General features: G+C 64.1%; 14 protein-coding genes and 3 tRNA genes. 12 read left to right on the forward strand and 5 right to left on the reverse strand.

Translation table 11 applies throughout. From position 1 onward, the window contains the following. Window positions 1–303: 303 nt before the first annotated feature. Window positions 304–378, reverse strand: a tRNA-Thr gene (locus HNW77_RS15600). 94 nt (window positions 379–472) lie between these two features. Here HNW77_RS15600 and HNW77_RS15605 point away from each other — a divergent pair. The 3 genes from HNW77_RS15605 to HNW77_RS15615 are packed head-to-tail and all read left to right on the forward strand — an operon-like array spanning window position 473 to window position 4267. After that, a complete protein-coding gene (locus HNW77_RS15605) occupies window positions 473–1951 on the forward strand; it encodes a paraquat-inducible protein A (RefSeq protein ID WP_172158894.1) in 1479 nt (492 codons plus the stop codon). Further along, window positions 1948–3612 (forward strand): MlaD family protein, encoded by a 1665-nt coding sequence (locus HNW77_RS15610; protein ID WP_172158896.1) that lies wholly within the window; start codon window positions 1948–1950, stop codon window positions 3610–3612. Before HNW77_RS15605 ends, HNW77_RS15610 begins: the two co-directional genes overlap by 4 nt. Before the next feature lie 4 nt (window positions 3613–3616). After that, the gene (locus tag HNW77_RS15615; protein WP_172158898.1) at window positions 3617–4267 is read left to right on the forward strand and encodes a PqiC family protein; all 651 of its coding nucleotides are present in this window, start codon (window positions 3617–3619) and stop codon (window positions 4265–4267) included. Between the two features lie 117 nt (window positions 4268–4384). Here HNW77_RS15615 and nusG read toward each other — a convergent pair whose 3' ends face one another. The 3 genes from nusG to HNW77_RS15630 form a co-directional block, all read right to left on the reverse strand. Further along, window positions 4385–4915, reverse strand: a complete 531-nt coding sequence (gene nusG / locus HNW77_RS15620) for a transcription termination/antitermination protein NusG (protein WP_061275675.1) — start codon at window positions 4913–4915, stop codon at window positions 4385–4387. Window positions 4916–4923: 8 nt separating this feature from the next. Continuing rightward, window positions 4924–5118, reverse strand: coding sequence for a preprotein translocase subunit SecE (gene secE, locus HNW77_RS15625; protein ID WP_007397644.1), 195 nt, complete (start codon window positions 5116–5118; stop codon window positions 4924–4926). 134 nt (window positions 5119–5252) lie between these two features. Next, a tRNA-Trp gene (locus HNW77_RS15630) sits at window positions 5253–5329 on the reverse strand. A 225-nt stretch (window positions 5330–5554) separates the two neighbouring features. Between HNW77_RS15630 and HNW77_RS15635 the strand changes: the two genes are divergently transcribed. The 7 genes from HNW77_RS15635 to atpC all read left to right on the forward strand — a co-directional run bounded on the left by HNW77_RS15635 (window position 5555) and on the right by atpC (window position 12448). Continuing rightward, a tRNA-Gly gene (locus HNW77_RS15635) sits at window positions 5555–5628 on the forward strand. A gap of 91 nt (window positions 5629–5719) precedes the next feature. Beyond that, window positions 5720–7150 (forward strand): MFS transporter, encoded by a 1431-nt coding sequence (locus tag HNW77_RS15640; protein WP_172158899.1) that lies wholly within the window; start codon window positions 5720–5722, stop codon window positions 7148–7150. A gap of 300 nt (window positions 7151–7450) precedes the next feature. Next, window positions 7451–8047: a F0F1 ATP synthase subunit delta gene (locus tag HNW77_RS15645; protein ID WP_172158901.1), complete on the forward strand. Its 597-nt coding sequence runs from the start codon at window positions 7451–7453 to the stop codon at window positions 8045–8047. Then, on the forward strand, window positions 8047–9585 hold the full coding sequence (atpA, locus tag HNW77_RS15650) for a F0F1 ATP synthase subunit alpha (RefSeq protein WP_172158902.1): 1539 nt from the start codon (window positions 8047–8049) through the stop codon (window positions 9583–9585). The genes HNW77_RS15645 and atpA overlap by 1 nt, the downstream gene beginning before the upstream one ends. A 16-nt stretch (window positions 9586–9601) precedes the next feature. Further along, the gene (locus tag HNW77_RS15655) at window positions 9602–10483 is read left to right on the forward strand and encodes a F0F1 ATP synthase subunit gamma (RefSeq protein ID WP_172158904.1); all 882 of its coding nucleotides are present in this window, start codon (window positions 9602–9604) and stop codon (window positions 10481–10483) included. Between the two features lie 32 nt (window positions 10484–10515). Further along, entirely contained in the window at window positions 10516–11991 is a 1476-nt protein-coding gene (atpD, locus tag HNW77_RS15660) for a F0F1 ATP synthase subunit beta (protein ID WP_159261878.1), read from the forward strand. Between the two features lie 31 nt (window positions 11992–12022). Continuing rightward, window positions 12023–12448 carry an ATP synthase F1 subunit epsilon gene (gene atpC / locus HNW77_RS15665; RefSeq protein WP_172158905.1) on the forward strand — a complete coding sequence of 142 codons (426 nt, stop codon included), beginning with the start codon at window positions 12023–12025 and terminating at the stop codon, window positions 12446–12448. A gap of 238 nt (window positions 12449–12686) precedes the next feature. Here the strand turns inward: atpC and queF are convergent, their stop codons facing one another. Then, window positions 12687–13166, reverse strand: coding sequence for a preQ(1) synthase (gene queF / locus HNW77_RS15670; protein WP_172158907.1), 480 nt, complete (start codon window positions 13164–13166; stop codon window positions 12687–12689). A gap of 140 nt (window positions 13167–13306) precedes the next feature. Between queF and rnd the strand changes: the two genes are divergently transcribed. Next, window positions 13307–14494 carry a ribonuclease D gene (gene rnd / locus HNW77_RS15675; protein ID WP_172158908.1) on the forward strand — a complete coding sequence of 396 codons (1188 nt, stop codon included), beginning with the start codon at window positions 13307–13309 and terminating at the stop codon, window positions 14492–14494. 142 nt (window positions 14495–14636) lie between these two features. After that, window positions 14637–14931, forward strand: a 295-nt coding sequence (locus tag HNW77_RS15680; RefSeq protein WP_241694522.1) for a GcrA family cell cycle regulator, incomplete at its 3' end; no start/stop codon positions are given.

Genomic DNA, 14931 nt, shown 5'->3' on the forward strand with positions numbered 1-14931 from the left:
TCAAGGAGTTCAAGCGTATCGCCACGCGGAGCGACAAGACAGACAGATCATTCGCAGCGATGATTTATCTCTCCGCTGCAATCATCAATTCACGATAATTCCCAACAGGCCCCAAAAAGGCGGCGTTCCCTGAAGCTTTTTGAAAAAAGATTCACCAGAAACTCCTGTCTGATTTGATCAAACGGTTCCTGGGTGGCGCAGGAGCGGGAAAAAAAAGTTACCCTGTTGTTATCCCGGCGCCGGATATGGGCCGCGCGCTGACCAGGATAACATTTAAAAAGCATTATTTATAAAGAATATGGATGGTGCCGACACTCGGAATTGAACCGAGGGCCTACTGATTACGAATCAGTTGCTCTACCCCTGAGCTATGTCGGCAAACCTGTGGCGTCTGATAAACGATGGGCTGGCATGATGCAATATATCAATTGCGGCATTCCCCATTTTAATTTGGTCTATATGGTGGGGGCAGATGAACATGTCATTTTCCTCCCGGCAGATGCGCTGTGATGATGCGGGCATCGGCCCCGTGCCGCATATCCGCATTATTGGCGGCCTGTCGGAATGTCCCGGCTGCGGGCTGTACCAGCGCCTGCCCGAACTCGCGCCCGGCCAGCAGGCGCTGTGCACGCGCTGCGGGCAGAAGCTCGCGCGCAGGCGGCGCACGGCGCCGCTGGCGACACCGCTGGCCTTCTGCATCAGCTCGGCGGCGTTCTACCTAGCGGCACTCGCCTCATCGCTCATGACGCTGGACGTGTATGGCCGCCAGCGCACCGTGGACCTGCTGACCGGGCCGATGGAACTCATGCATGAGGGCTGGGGCGAGGCCGGGATTCTGGTGGGCGCGGTCACCATTCTGGCCCCCGCGGTGGCGATCGGGTTCATGTTCGCCATCCTGTATGCCGCCGCCCGCCCGCAACTGCCCGACTGGGGGCCGCGCATTCTGGTCTGGTATGACAAGCTGCGGCCGTGGTCGATGGTCGAGGTCTATATCCTGGGCATCTTCGTGGCCTATACCAAGCTGACCGACATGGCGCATGTGGATGTGGGGCCTGCGGTGTACCTGATCGGTGCCTTGATGCTGACCATGGCGGCCACCGATTCAACGCTTGATACCGAAATGATCTGGCAGCACCGCCGCATCGATTCGCTCACCCGCGCCGAAGGGGGGGGCAGGGTCCTGGTGGATTACGCGCATGTGGATGACATCGGCCTGCCGCCGGTCGATCATCTGGTGGCGTGCAGTTCATGCGGGCTGGTGGGGGAACTGGCGCACCCGGTCTCGAACCTGCGTTGCGTGGGGGTGTGCCCGCGCTGCGAGCACAAGGTCTGGCGCCGCCTGCCGCAAACGCTCACCCGCACCACCGCCTTCCTCATCGCTGCGGTCGTGTTCTATATTCCGGCCAACCTCTACCCGGTCATGACATTTACGCGCATGGGCGGCGGGGGGGGGCACACCATCATCGAAGGCGCGCTCGAACTGTGGGCCGATGGCATGATTCCGCTGGCGCTGCTGGTGTTCTTTGCCTCCATCACCGTGCCCATGCTCAAGATCGCGAGCCTGGGCTGGATGATCAGCCAGACATGGCGCGGCGCGCGCGGGCACCTTGTCGCGCGGACAAGGCTGTTCAGGGTGGTCGACATGGTGGGCCGGTGGTCGATGATCGACGTGTTCATGATCTCGATCCTGGTGGCGGTGGTGCGGTTCAATTTCATGGCCAGCGTTACGGCCAATGCCGGGATGGTGGCGTTTGCCGCCGTCGTGATCCTGACACTGCTGGCCGCCTGGAGCTTTGACCCGCGCATCATGTGGGATGCGGCAGGGCGCAACGGCCCGGTGACCGATGGCCTGCCGCCCGGCGTGGTGGCGGCGGTGGATCATGATGACCCGGCCCCTTCCCTTTCGCCGGCGGAAACACGCCCGGCCAGCATGGAGCCAGATCTGGCGTGAATGACGATTTTCCTCCCGGTAATTCCAACGCCAGCGTGCCGCAGGCCCAGGCGCGGCGGTACCGTTTCTCGGTCGTGTGGCTGGTGCCGATCGTGGCCATCATCATCGCGGGCTACCTGGGCTGGCGCGGGCTGACCGGGCGCGGGCCGTTGATTGTCATCAGCTTCGACACCGCCGATGGCCTGACCAGCGGCCAGACCGAGGTCAAGAACAAGGCGGTCTCGCTCGGCACGGTCGATTCCATCCGGCTCAGCGATGACCTGCATCATGTCGAGGTGCGCGTGCGCATGACGGCGGCGGCCGGCCGCATGCTGACCGACCACGCCCGCTTCTGGGTCGTGCGCCCGCGCATCAACGGCGCGAGTGTGACCGGCCTCGAGACGGTCATGTCCGGCGCCTATATCGCCATGGATGCGGGCGAGGCGGGGGGCCATTACACCACGCATTTCACCGGCCTCGAATCACCGCCGGGCGTGCGCTCCGACCAGCCGGGCCATACCTATACGCTCATCACGCAGTCGCTCGGCTCGCTTGGCCAGGGCGCGCCCATCTTCTTCCGCGATGTGGTGGTGGGCGAGGTGCTCGGCTACACCATGCCGCCCGAAGGGCGCGGGCCGATCCGGGTGCAGATTTTCGTGCAGGCCCCCTATGACAGCTACCTGCGCACCACCACGCGCTTTTGGAACGTGTCCGGCGTGCAGGTGGGCCTTGGGGCGGGCGGGCTCAAGGTCAAGCTCCAGTCGCTCCAGGCGCTGCTCTCGGGCGGGGTGGCGTTTGATCCGCCCGATGAACGCAACGAGAAGAACACCCTGCCCCCCACCGCCGGGCCGGAGACCGCCTTCCAGCTTTATGACAGCGCGGAGGAAGCCAATAGCGCCGGGTACCGCCAGCGCATTCCGCTGGTCACGTACCTGACCAGTTCGGTCACCGGGCTGACCAAGGGCGGCCGCCTGACCATGTTCGGCATTCAGGTCGGCATGATTGACGATGTGAAGCTTCAGGTCGATCCCGCCACCGGCAGGGCGCATGTGCGCGTGGCCATGGAACTCCAGCCCGAGCGCGTGCTCGATAACCGGCAGGTGCCCCCTGATGCGCTGGCCGGGCTGTTGCGCATGCAGGTGGCATCCGGCCTGCGGGCCTCGGTGCAGAGCACCAGCATGCTGACAGGCGAATCCGAAATCGGGCTGACTTTCGTGAAGAACGCCACACCCGCGCAGGTCGAGATGGAGGGCGACGCCATGGTGCTGCCCGGCCAGGCGGGCGGCATGTCGGGCATCATGGATTCGCTCTCGGTGGTGAGCGACAAGATCGCCGCGATGCCGCTGACCCAGATGGGCGAGAACCTGAACAGCCTGCTCGCCCACGCCGATGCCCGCATCAACAGCCCCGACACCAAGCAGGCCCTGACCGCGCTGCGCAGTTCGTTGCAGAACCTGCAGGTCATATCGCATGATGCCCGCACCGAAATGCCGCAACTGCTGACCGGCATGGACAAGACGCTCAGGAGTGCCAACTCGGTGCTGTCGAGCTATGGCGGCGATACCGACTTCCAGCGCAACCTGCAGCAGATGATGTTGCAGCTCAACGATGCCGCGCGCTCGCTGCGCTTCCTGTCCGACTTCCTGACCCATCACCCCTCGGCACTGATTACGGGACGATAAGAGCATGCAACGCCCCTTCTGGCATTTCATACAGTCCACGCGGCCCGTGGCCGCAGGCATGGCGGTTGCATCGCTGCTGGCACTTGGCGGCTGCGGGTCAACCGACCCCACGCTGTACTCGCTCGCTCCCGTGCCCGCGGCGCAGGCAGGCAGCGCTGGCGCAGGCGTGCCTGCGGTGATCGAGGTGCGCACGCCCGGTGTTACGCCCTCGCTCGACCGGCAGAACATCGTGGGCGTGCAGGATGACTACAGTGTGACGCCAAGTGCCGGGGCGGCGTGGAGCGAGCCGCTTGCCCCCATGCTTGGCCATGTGCTGGCCACCGACCTGCAGCAGCGCCTGCCCGGCGTGAGTATATTTGCCCAGAACGATGCCACGAGCGTGCCCGCGCAGGGGTTTGTCGAGGTCGAGGTGACCCGTTTCGCGCGGGATGCCACCGGCATCGTGCATCTGGCAGGCAGCCTGTCGGTGCACCGCGCGGGTGACCCCGCGCATGCCCTGTCGGTGCCGCTGGACCTGACCGCCACGCCAGCAGGCAGCGGCATGCGGGCCATGGTGGCCTCGCTCAGCCAGTTGACCGGACAGGTGGCGGATATGGCGGCAGCGCGCCTTGCGGCCCTGCCGCCCGCGCCGCAGCCTGCCCTGCATAAGGAATAAAAATGTCCGGATGCCGCCTTTTTTCAAAAAGGCGGCATTCTCCCGGCAGGTTGCAAAGCGTTCCGGGCATAAAAAAAGCGCCCGGAGGCGCTTTTCAAACCAGCGGGGCGAGAAGGCTCAGACCTTCTCCACCTGGCTGTATTCCAGATCGACCGGGGTGGAGCGGCCGAAGATCGAGACGCTGACCTTCAGGCGGCCACGTTCCTCGTCCACTTCCTCGATCGTGCCGTTGAACGAGGTGAAGGGACCATCGGCCACGCGGATCTGCTCGCCAATCTCGAAGGTAACCGAGGGGCGGACCCGTTCGACACCTTCCTGCGCCTGCTTCATGGCCCGTTCGGCTTCGGCCTTGGGGATGGGCGTGGGGCGGGTCTTGCTGCCCAGGAAGCCGGTGACCTTGGGCGTGTCCTTGACCAGGTGCCATGCCTCATCGGTCAGTTCCATGTTGACCAGCACGTAACCGGGGAAGAACTTGCGCTCGGCATTGACCTTCTGGCCACGACGCACTTCCGTCACTTCTTCCGAAGGGACGAGGATCTCACCAAAATGGTCGGCCAGCCCTTTCTGGGCGGCCTGTTCCGTGATGTGCTGGGCAATCTTCTTCTCGAAGCCCGAATAGACGTGGATCACATACCACCGCTTGGCCATGGCTGAACTCAGCCTCCCAGTCCGAAGAGTTTCCGTACGGCAAGGCCGATCACCTCGTCGACGAGGAAAAAGAAAACCGATGCAAGACCGGCCATGGCCAGCACCGCACCCGTTGTCATCAGGGTGGCGCGTCGTGTGGGCCACGTGACTTTCCTGGCCTCGGCCCGAACGTCTTCAACAAATTTCGCGGGACTGACCGACACGAAATACCCTTCCTGCAACGCCACGGCGCACCAACCGGATGAACCAGCCGGTGCGGGGCCAAAGAACCGGTGCGGACCATTGTGGCCCGACCCATCGGGTGCCAGGCCGGAAGGGGAATGCCCGACCGGAAGAATGGCAGGGGTGGAGGGTCTCGAACCCGCAACCTCCGGTTTTGGAGACCGGCGCTCTAGCCAATTGAGCTACACCCCTGCAAAGCCGCCTGCGAAGGCCCGAAACGCATGGCGTGGCATCTGCCGCGCCGTTTCGGGTCGTCCATGCGAACCCGGCACAGGAAGCGGAAAAAAGTATGAACCGAGCCGAAAGTCAAGGGGGCGTGACCATAAAAATACAAGTTTGGTGCGTTTGGCATCCCGCGCGCCTTTATGGGCTTGCGCGACAAAGGGCGGAAACGGTATGGATGGGCCAACCTTATGGGCGGGCGTAGCATAGTGGTAATGCAGTAGCCTTCCAAGCTTCTGAGGAGGGTTCGATTCCCTTCGCCCGCTCCATACGCCCCATACAATAAAAATCCGTTTCGGCCCTGATCCGGCATCCGGGCGCAGGCCGCCCGGGCGGCGTGATGGGGCAGGGGTGATTTCAATGGCATCGACCGGCTCTCCGACCCTCCATCCGCGCGTGGTGCTGGCCACCTGCTGCCTCAGCCTGCTGCTGGTCATGATGGATGTCACGGTGGTCAATGTCGTGCTGCCCTCCATCCGTGCGCAGATGCATGGCGGCTTTTCCACCCTGCAATGGGTGGTGGATGCCTACACCCTCATGGTGGCCAGCCTGATGCTGCTGGTGGGCACGCTGGCCGACCGGTTCGGGCGGCGGCGGATGTTCCTGATCGGCATTGCGCTATTCTGCGCGGGCTCGGCGCTGTGCGGGCTGGCGCGCAGCGTGGAGATGCTGGTGTTCGCGCGCGCGGTGCAGGGAATCGGCGGCTCGATGCTCAACCCGGTGGCGCTGTCGATCCTGACAAGCGTGTATGTCGAGCCGCGGGCGCGGGCGCAGGCCATCGGTACATGGGGCGCCACGTCAGGCGTGGCGCTGGCGCTGGGGCCGGTGGTGGGCGGCGTGCTGGTGCACTGGGTGGGCTGGCAGGCGGTGTTCTGGGTCAATGTGCCGATCGGGCTGCTCGCCATCGCACTGACGCTGCGCTTCGTGCCCGAATCCCGTGGCGGGCGGGGGCGCGGTATCGATGCGCCGGGGCAGTTGCTGGCCATCGTGGCGCTGGCCATGATCACCTCAGGGCTGATCGAGGCGCATAATTACGGCTGGGCGTCGCCCGCCATTTCCGGTTTCCTCGGCTTCGGGGTGCTGTCGGTCGCGGGGTTTGTCATTGTCGAGCGCCGTGCCACGACACCCCTGATCGACCTGCGCTTTTTCGGGGCATGGCCGTTTTCGGGGGCGATCGTCATTGCCGTGCTGGCCTTCGCCATGTTCAGCGCCTTCCTGTTCCTCAACACGCTTTACCTGCAGGATGTGCGCGGGCTTGATGCGCTGCATGCCGGGCTGTGCACCCTGCCTTTTGCGGCAGGCTCCATGCTGTGCGCGCCCCTTTCGGGGCGGCTGACAGGGCGGTATGGCGCGCGGCTGCCGCTGCTGCTTTCGGCCATCGGGTTCGGCGCGGGCGCGCTTTTGCTGACAGGGCTGGACGCCCTGAGCCCGCTCGGCCTGCTGCTGGCCTCCTACGGGCTGTGCGGGTGCGGGTTTGGCCTGTGCAACGCGCCCATTACCAATGCGGCCATTTCGGGCATGCCGCGCGCGCAGGCGGGCGTGGCCGCGGCCATTGCCTCGACAAGCCGGCAGGTGGGTGCGCTGCTTGGCATCGCGTTGGGCGGCGCGATGAGTGCTTCAAGCGTGCGCGGCGGCGTGGTGGAGTGGAGCGCCTTCCCCCAGGCCACCCATGTGGTGTGGTGGAGCATGGCGGTGGGCGCGGGCTGCATTGCGGCGCTGGGGCTGGTTTCGACCGGACTCCGCGCGCGGCGCAGTGCGGCAGCCGTCGCGGCGCTGCTTGATTCGGCATAATGCATTATTGGTATGCATAAAGTGCATATCTTGACCGCCATTCCCTCCGGCGCATCGTGCGGAGAGGCAACAAAATCGGCGCTTTCCTGTTTCCGAAAAGGCATGCGGCATGTATGATCCCGCCAACCTCTGGTAGGGGCGTGCCCATATGCTTGAAAACGGGCGGTCGTATGGCGCAGCGGGGCGCCAGCGCGCCGCCTGTCTGTTGCGTGTGTTTACGCTGCGTGCTAGAGCCGCGCCAGCAGCGCACGGGGCCTCGGTTTCCGGGCAGGCGGCTTGTGTTTGAATCAAGATTCTGGATTGGAAAAGCGGACAGTGGATTCGGGTGGAACGACCTCAATACCGATCGCCTCCATTGCCAATGGCCTTCCCGGTCGTTACGCGACGGCGCTCTATGAGCTTGCGGCTGAACGCCAGCAGCTTGATCCTGTTCTGGAGCAGGCCACGGCCCTTGCCAGCCTGATTGACGGCAGTGCCGACCTGCGTACCGTCCTTGCGGACCGCACGCTCGACCTGCGCGACAGCGCGCGGGCGGTCGATGCCGTTCTGAACGCCGAGGGGTTCAGCCCCCTCATGCGTGATTTTGTTGGCGTGGTGGCGAATAACCGCCGCCTTCCGCGCCTGCGTGAGATTCTTGCCGCGCTGGCGGCTATCGCTGCGGCCCGGCGCGGGGAAGTGGTGGCGGATGTCGTCTCCGCCCACCCCCTGACCGACCTGCAGCGTGTCCAGCTTCGCAGCCGCCTTGCCGAGGCCGGCTATTCCAAAGTCAATATCCAGGAGCGTGTTGACGCGGCCCTGCTGGGCGGTCTGGTCGTGCGCGTAGGCGCCCGCCTGTATGACACCAGTCTCAGATCCCGCCTTACCCGCCTGCACCATGCCATGAAGGGAGCCGCGTGATGGAAATCCGCCCCTCCGAGATTTCGGATATCCTCAAGCAGCAGATCGCTACGTTCGACAAGGCCGCTGACGTTGCCGAGACAGGGACCATCCTGTCGGTTGGCGACGGCATTGCCCGTGTCTACGGCCTGCAGAATGTTGAAGCCGGCGAAATGCTGGACTTCCCCGCCAGTGGCCAGAAGGGCATGGCGCTCAACCTCGAGAATGACAATGTCGGTGTTGTCATCTTCGGTGATGACAGCGCAATGCGCGAAGGCGACACCGTCGCCCGCACCGGCAAGGTGGTGGAAGTGCCCACCGGCAAGGCCCTGCTCGGCCGCGTGGTCGATGGCCTCGGCAACCCGATCGACGGCAAGGGTCCGCTCGTGGGTGAAGTCATCAGCAAGCGCGCGGAAATCAAGGCGCCGGGCATCATGCCGCGCCAGTCCGTCAGCGAGCCGATGCAGACCGGCATCAAGGCGATCGACGCGCTCGTGCCCATCGGGCGTGGCCAGCGTGAACTGATCATCGGTGACCGCCAGACCGGCAAGACCGCCATCCTGATCGACACCATCGTCAACCAGAAGAGTGTCAACGCGCTTGGTGACGAGAGCAAGTCGCTCTACTGCATCTATGTTGCCATCGGGCAGAAGCGCTCGACCGTGGCACAGCTGGTGCGCACGCTCGAAGAGACCGGCGCGATGGAATACTCCATCGTCGTGGCCGCCACCGCGTCCGACCCGGCGCCGATGCAGTACCTCGCACCGTATGCCGCCTGCTCCATGGGCGAATACTTCCGCGATAACGGCATGCATGCCCTGATCGTGTATGATGACCTGTCCAAGCAGGCCGTCGCCTACCGCCAGATGTCGCTGCTGCTGCGCCGCCCGCCGGGCCGTGAAGCCTACCCTGGTGACGTGTTCTACCTGCATTCGCGCCTGCTCGAGCGTGCGGCCAAGATGTCCGACAAGTTCGGCGCGGGCTCGCTGACCGCCCTGCCGGTGATCGAGACGCAGGCCGGTGACGTGTCCGCCTACATCCCGACCAACGTGATCTCCATCACCGATGGTCAGGTCTTCCTGGAAACCGACCTGTTCTACCGTGGCATCCGCCCCGCCGTGAACGTCGGCGGTTCCGTCTCCCGCGTGGGGTCGGCCGCGCAGATCAAGGCGATGAAGCAGGTTGCGGGCAAGATCAAGCTCGAACTGGCGCAGTACCGTGAAATGGCGGCGTTCTCGCAGTTCGCCTCCGATCTTGACCCTGCCACCCAGAAGCAGCTCGCCCGTGGCGCGCGCTTGGTCGAGCTGCTCAAGCAGCCTGAAACCTCGCCGCTTTCGGTCGAGGAGCAGGTCGTGGTGCTGTATGCCGGCACGCGTGGCTATATCGACTCCGTGCCGGTGGCCGAGGTCACCAACTACGAGAAGCGCCTGCTTGATGATGTTCGCACGTCGGGCAAGGATATCCTGGAATCGATCCGGACCCAGCGCCAGCTGACGAAGGACATCGAAAGCCGCCTGAACGATTTCCTGACGACGTTCGGCCGTCAGTTCGCCAACTGAGGAAGATCGGGCAACCATGGCTTCCCTGAAGGACCTGCGCGCACGGATCGGTAGCGTCAAATCGACGCGAAAGATCACCAGCGCAATGAAGATGGTGGCGGCGGCCAAGCTGCGTCGGGCTGAAACCCGTGCAGCGGCCGCCCGGCCCTACGCCGATGCAATGCGCCGCATGCTGGCCGAAGTGGCCCGCAGCGTGGCGGGCGAAGGCGGACAGCCCGCGCTGCTGACCGGAACGGGGCAGGACAAGGTGCACCTGCTGGTGCCCATGTCCAGCGACCGTGGTCTGGCCGGTGCATTCAACTCCAACATCAACCGCACGACCCGCAACCTGGTGCTCAAGCTCCAGGCCGAGGGCAAGACGGTCAAGATCCTGCCGGTGGGCCGCAAGACATACGACTTCCTGTCGCGTGATTTTTCGGACCTGATCATCGGCCACCGCCATCTGGCGGCGGGCAAGGAGATACCGTTCTCGGCCGCGGCTGAACTGGGCGAGCAGATTTCATCCCTGCTTGAAAAGGGCGAGTTTGACGTCTGCACGCTGGTGTACAACCGCTTCCGCAACGTCATGACCCAGACGCCGACGGAAATGCAGCTCATTCCGCTTGCCCTGCCGGAAAATGACAACGCGGACAGCGCACAGGTCGCGGCCTATGAATTCGAGCCCGACGAGGGCGCGCTGCTGTCCAGCCTCCTGCCGCGCAACCTGCAGGTGCAGATCTATGCCACCATGCTGGAAACGGCGGCGGGCGAGAACGGCGCGCGGATGACGGCAATGGATAACGCGACGCGTAACGCTGGCAAGGCCATCGATCGTCTGACGCTCAAGTACAACCGTACGCGCCAGACCAACATCACCAATGAACTCATCGAGATCATCTCGGGCGCCCAGGCTGTCTGAGGATCGATCGTCACGCTCACAGGAGCTGTCCCATGTCGGAAACCACAACTCAAGAGGCTCCTGTCTCCACGCAGGCGCCCAAAAGCAATATCGTTGGTCGTGTGACCCAGGTCCGCGGTGCTGTTGTTGACGTACAGTTCGAGGGTACGCTGCCGCATATCCTCGATGCGCTGCACGTTCAGCTCAATGGCCAGACCCTGGTGCTCGAAGTGGCGCAGGAAATCGGCGAGCACGAAGTCCGCTGCATTGCCATGGACACCACCGATGGCCTGACCCGCGGCGCGGAAGTGGCCGCCACCGGCAGCCAGATCACGGTGCCGGTCGGTCCGGGCACGCTTGGCCGTATCCTCAACGTCATCGGCGAGCCGATCGATGATCGTGGCCCCGTGAAGTGCGAAGGCCGCTCGCCCATCCACCGCGCCGCCCCGGCCTTTGACGAGCAGGCCGCCGCGACCGAGATCCTTCCCACGGGCATCAAGGTTGTCGATCTGCTCTGCCCCTACCTCAAGGGCGGCAAGGTCGGCCTGTTCGGTGGTGCGGGCGTGGGCAAGACCGTCATCATCCAGGAACTGATCAACAACATCGCCAAGGCGCATGGCGGCGTGTCGGTCTTTGCCGGTGTGGGTGAACGTACCCGTGAAGGTAACGACCTGTATTACGAAATGCAGGACGCGAACGTCATCAAGCTTGATGGCGACTCGACCGAAGGCTCCAAGGTGGCGCTGGTCTATGGCCAGATGAACGAGCCGCCGGGGGCGCGTGCCCGCGTGGCGCTGTCCGGCGTGACGGTTGCGGAATACTTCCGCGACGTGGAAGGTCAGGACGTGCTGTTCTTCGTGGACAACATCTTCCGCTTCACGCAGGCGGGTGCCGAAGTGTCCGCGCTGCTCGGCCGCATTCCCTCCGCCGTGGGCTACCAGCCCACGCTGGCGACGGAAATGGGCGCCCTGCAGGAGCGCATCACCTCCACCAAGAAGGGGTCGATCACCTCGGTGCAGGCCGTTTATGTCCCGGCCGATGACCTGACCGATCCGGCGCCTGCCGCGACCTTCGCCCATCTTGACGCGACCACGGTGCTGAACCGTTCCATCGCGGAAATGGGTATCTACCCGGCTGTTGACCCGCTGGATTCCACCTCGCGCTCGCTCGACCCCAAGATCGTGGGTGACGAGCACTACCAGGTGGCGCGTGACGTGCAGCGCATCCTGCAGACCTACAAGTCCCTGCAGGACATCATCGCCATTCTCGGCATGGATGAACTGTCGGAAGATGACAAGCTGATCGTGGCCCGCGCCCGTCGTATCCAGCGCTTCCTGTCCCAGCCGTTCCACGTGGCCGAAGTGTTCACGGGCGCTCCGGGCAAGCTGGTCTCGCTGGAAGATACGGTGCGTTCGTTCAAGGCGATCGTGGCGGGTGAATATGATCACCTTCCCGAAGGGGCGTTCTACATGGTCGGCGCGATCGAGGAAGCGGTGGCCAAGGCCGAGAAAATGAAGGAATCGGCCTGAACCCCGGCCCCTGACGCAAGGAAGAGAGACCATGTCCATTAAGGTCAAGATTGTCAGCCCGGAGAAGGTCCTGTTCGCGCATGACGCCGATATGGCTGTCATGCCGGGGGCGGAAGGTGACATCGCGGCCATGCCCGAGCATGCCCCGCTCATGCTGACGCTGCGCGGTGGCGTGGTTGACATCTATGAAGGCGATGCGGTTGCGCATCGCTTCTTCGTGGCGGGCGGCTTTGCCGATATCGCGCCAAGCCACTGCACCATCCTTGCCGACCGGGCCACCAAGCTCGAAGACCTGTCGGTTGACGATGCGGAAGCCCGCCTGGCGGGTCTGGAAAAATCCTATGAGGAAGCGGACAAGATGAACGTGCCCGCGCTCGATATCCTCATGGACAAGATGCAGTCGGCCCGGGCCGAGATCGAGGCGGCGCAGTCCGCCATTCCGGGCATGTCGCTCTGACACCATAGCCAGCCTGCCCCCGCTGCCTGCATTGGTGGCGGATGTATGGCCGGACAGGAAAAGCGCCCTTATGGGCGCTTTTTTGTTATGGGGCGCGTTGACCGTCAGCCCGGGAAAGTATCGCTGAAAACTTGCAAAAGTTTTTGGTGAAGCTTTTTTCAAAAAGCTTCAAAAAGAATGCCGCCTTTGTGAAAAAAAAGGCGGCACCCGAAAACTTTTATTATTTCAAAACAGATATTTAGCCGCGTCCGCGATAGCCCGGCACGTCCTGCGCGGGGATCCACACGTCTTCCGGCGGGGTGCCGGTCTGCCAGAACACATCAATGGGCATGCCGCCGCGCGGGTACCAGTAGGCCCCGATGCGTAGCCACACCGGCCTGAGCAGGTCCACCAGCGTGGTGGCGATCTGCATGGAGCACCGCTCATGGAAAGCGCCATGGTTGCGGAAGCTGGTCAGGAACAGCTTGAGCGACTTGCTCTCCACAATCCATTCATCGGGAATGTAGTCGATCACGATATGGGCGAAGTCGGGCTGCCCCGTGACCGGGCAGAGCGAGGTGAACTCGGGCGCGGTAAAACGCACCACGTAGCGCCGCCCGCGGTCAGGGGCGGGCACGCGTTCAAGGCGGGCTTCCTCGGGGCTTGCGGGCTGGGCACTGTTCTGGCCGAGCTGCGTCAGGAACTGGCTGCCATCATCTTGGGTGGAACTGGAGGTCATGGGCGGGTCCGTCCGCAATGAAAAAAAGGGATAGGGGGCTGATGCCGCAAGGCGTTGGGCCGCGTCAATGGAAATGCGGGGAGGGGGCATGTGGTTTTCCCTGCTTCCGCAACCCGGTGCCGTCATGATAACTGCACGGAATGGCACGTGTATCCCGACCCGAATTTCCCGCTCCTGTGCTGGTTACCACCACGGCGGCGCTTGAGGCTGTAACGGCGCGACTGCGCCAGGAGCCGTTTGTAACCATTGACACGGAATTCGTGCGCGAGCGCACGTACTGGCCGGAGCTGTGCCTTGTGCAGCTTGCGGGCGAGAACGAGGTCGTGGTGATCGACACGACCGCGCCGGGCCTCGACCTGTCCAGCCTTGGCGGATTGCTGGATGATGCGGCGGTGGTGAAGGTTTTTCACGCGGCACGGCAGGATCTTGAAATCTTCCTGCACCTGTTCGACCGCCTGCCCGCCGCCCTGTTCGACACGCAGGTCGCGGCCATGGTGGCGGGCTATGGCGACCAGGTGGGGTATGACAATCTCGTCTCGTCGCTGCTCGGCGTGCAGATCGACAAGTCGCACCGCTTTTCCGACTGGTCGGCGCGCCCGCTTTCACCGGCCCAGATCGGCTATGCGGCGGCGGATGTCACCTATCTGCGGCTGGTCTATGCCAAGCTGCTGGCCCAGCTTGAGCGTGAGGGCCGACTGGACTGGGTTGCCGCCGAACTGGACACGCTGAACAACCCCGCCACCTTCCGCCCCGACCCGCTGACATTGTGGGAGAAGATGCGCCCGCGCACCAATAACCGGCGCATGCTGGGTATCCTGCGCGCGGTGGCGGCCTGGCGCGAGGGCGAGGCCCAGCGCGTCAACGTGCCGCGCCAGCGCCTGCTCAAGGATGAAAGCCTGATGGAGATCGCGGCCACGGCGCCTGACACGGTCGATGCGCTGGCCCGCGTGCGCGGCGTCTCGCGCGGCTTTGCCGAAGGGCGCAGCGGCCAGTCCCTGCTTGAGGCGGTGACCGAGGCCCAGGCCGTGCCGGAAGCCGACCTGCCGCGCCTGCCCAAGGGGCGGGGCAAGGATGCGCCGCGCCCGTCGGCAGCCCTGATCGCCCTGCTCAAGGTCCTGCTCGCCACCTGCTGCGAGGCCCATCGCGTGGCCCCGAAACTTGTGGCGTCATCAGAGGATCTTGACCGTTTCGCGCTGGATGACGCGGCGGATATTCCCGCTTTTCACGGCTGGCGCAATACGGTGTTTGGCAAGCTTGCGCGTGAACTCAAGGCCGGTCGCCTGACCATGGGGGTCGAGGATGGCAAGGTGAAGCTGATCCACGACTGAGCCCATAGGGGGCACAGGCGGTTTTACACGGGTTGCAAACAGGTTATGGGCAGAACTGTCCACAAGATTCTGTCATTCTGCGGTTGAGATAGATGGCAGATGCGCCTAGTTTCGCTCCATTCCGCGTAAGGAGTGCAGAACGATGGCGATGGAATGGACAGAGGAGACGATCGCGCGGCTGCGTGATCTGTGGCAGCAGGGATTATCGACCGCGGAAATCGGCCGCCAGTTATCTGTTACCAAGAATGCCGTTGTAGGCAAGGCGCATCGCCTTGGCCTCAAGCCCCGCCCATCGCCCATCCGCCGTGCCGCCAAGGCCACGCCGCCTGCCGATGCCGCCCCACAGGCCACCCCGGTTGCGGCAGAACCCGTAGCCGCCCCCAAAAAGGAAGCAGCGGCCCCGGCACCCGTGGCGGCCCCCCCGCCCGCGCCTGAAA

The organism is Komagataeibacter melomenusus (genome assembly GCF_013155395.1).
GTDB classification, from domain to species: Bacteria; Pseudomonadota; Alphaproteobacteria; order Acetobacterales; family Acetobacteraceae; genus Komagataeibacter; species Komagataeibacter melomenusus.

Bases quoted from the DNA above. Each gene is read 5' to 3' on its own strand.
- HNW77_RS15615 (WP_172158898.1), top strand. From the start codon at position 3,617: ATGCAACGCCCCTTCTGGCATTTCATACAGTCCACGCGGCCCGTGGCC.
- queF (WP_172158907.1), bottom strand. From the start codon at position 13,166: ATGACCTCCAGTTCCACCCAAGATGATGGCAGCCAGTTCCTGACGCAG.
- HNW77_RS15655 (WP_172158904.1), top strand. From the start codon at position 9,602: ATGGCTTCCCTGAAGGACCTGCGCGCACGGATCGGTAGCGTCAAATCG.
- HNW77_RS15605 (WP_172158894.1), top strand. From the start codon at position 473: ATGAACATGTCATTTTCCTCCCGGCAGATGCGCTGTGATGATGCGGGC.
- nusG (WP_061275675.1), bottom strand. From the start codon at position 4,915: ATGGCCAAGCGGTGGTATGTGATCCACGTCTATTCGGGCTTCGAGAAG.
- atpD (WP_159261878.1), top strand. From the start codon at position 10,516: ATGTCGGAAACCACAACTCAAGAGGCTCCTGTCTCCACGCAGGCGCCC.
- rnd (WP_172158908.1), top strand. From the start codon at position 13,307: ATGGCACGTGTATCCCGACCCGAATTTCCCGCTCCTGTGCTGGTTACC.
- atpC (WP_172158905.1), top strand. From the start codon at position 12,023: ATGTCCATTAAGGTCAAGATTGTCAGCCCGGAGAAGGTCCTGTTCGCG.
- atpA (WP_172158902.1), top strand. From the start codon at position 8,047: ATGGAAATCCGCCCCTCCGAGATTTCGGATATCCTCAAGCAGCAGATC.
- HNW77_RS15640 (WP_172158899.1), top strand. From the start codon at position 5,720: ATGGCATCGACCGGCTCTCCGACCCTCCATCCGCGCGTGGTGCTGGCC.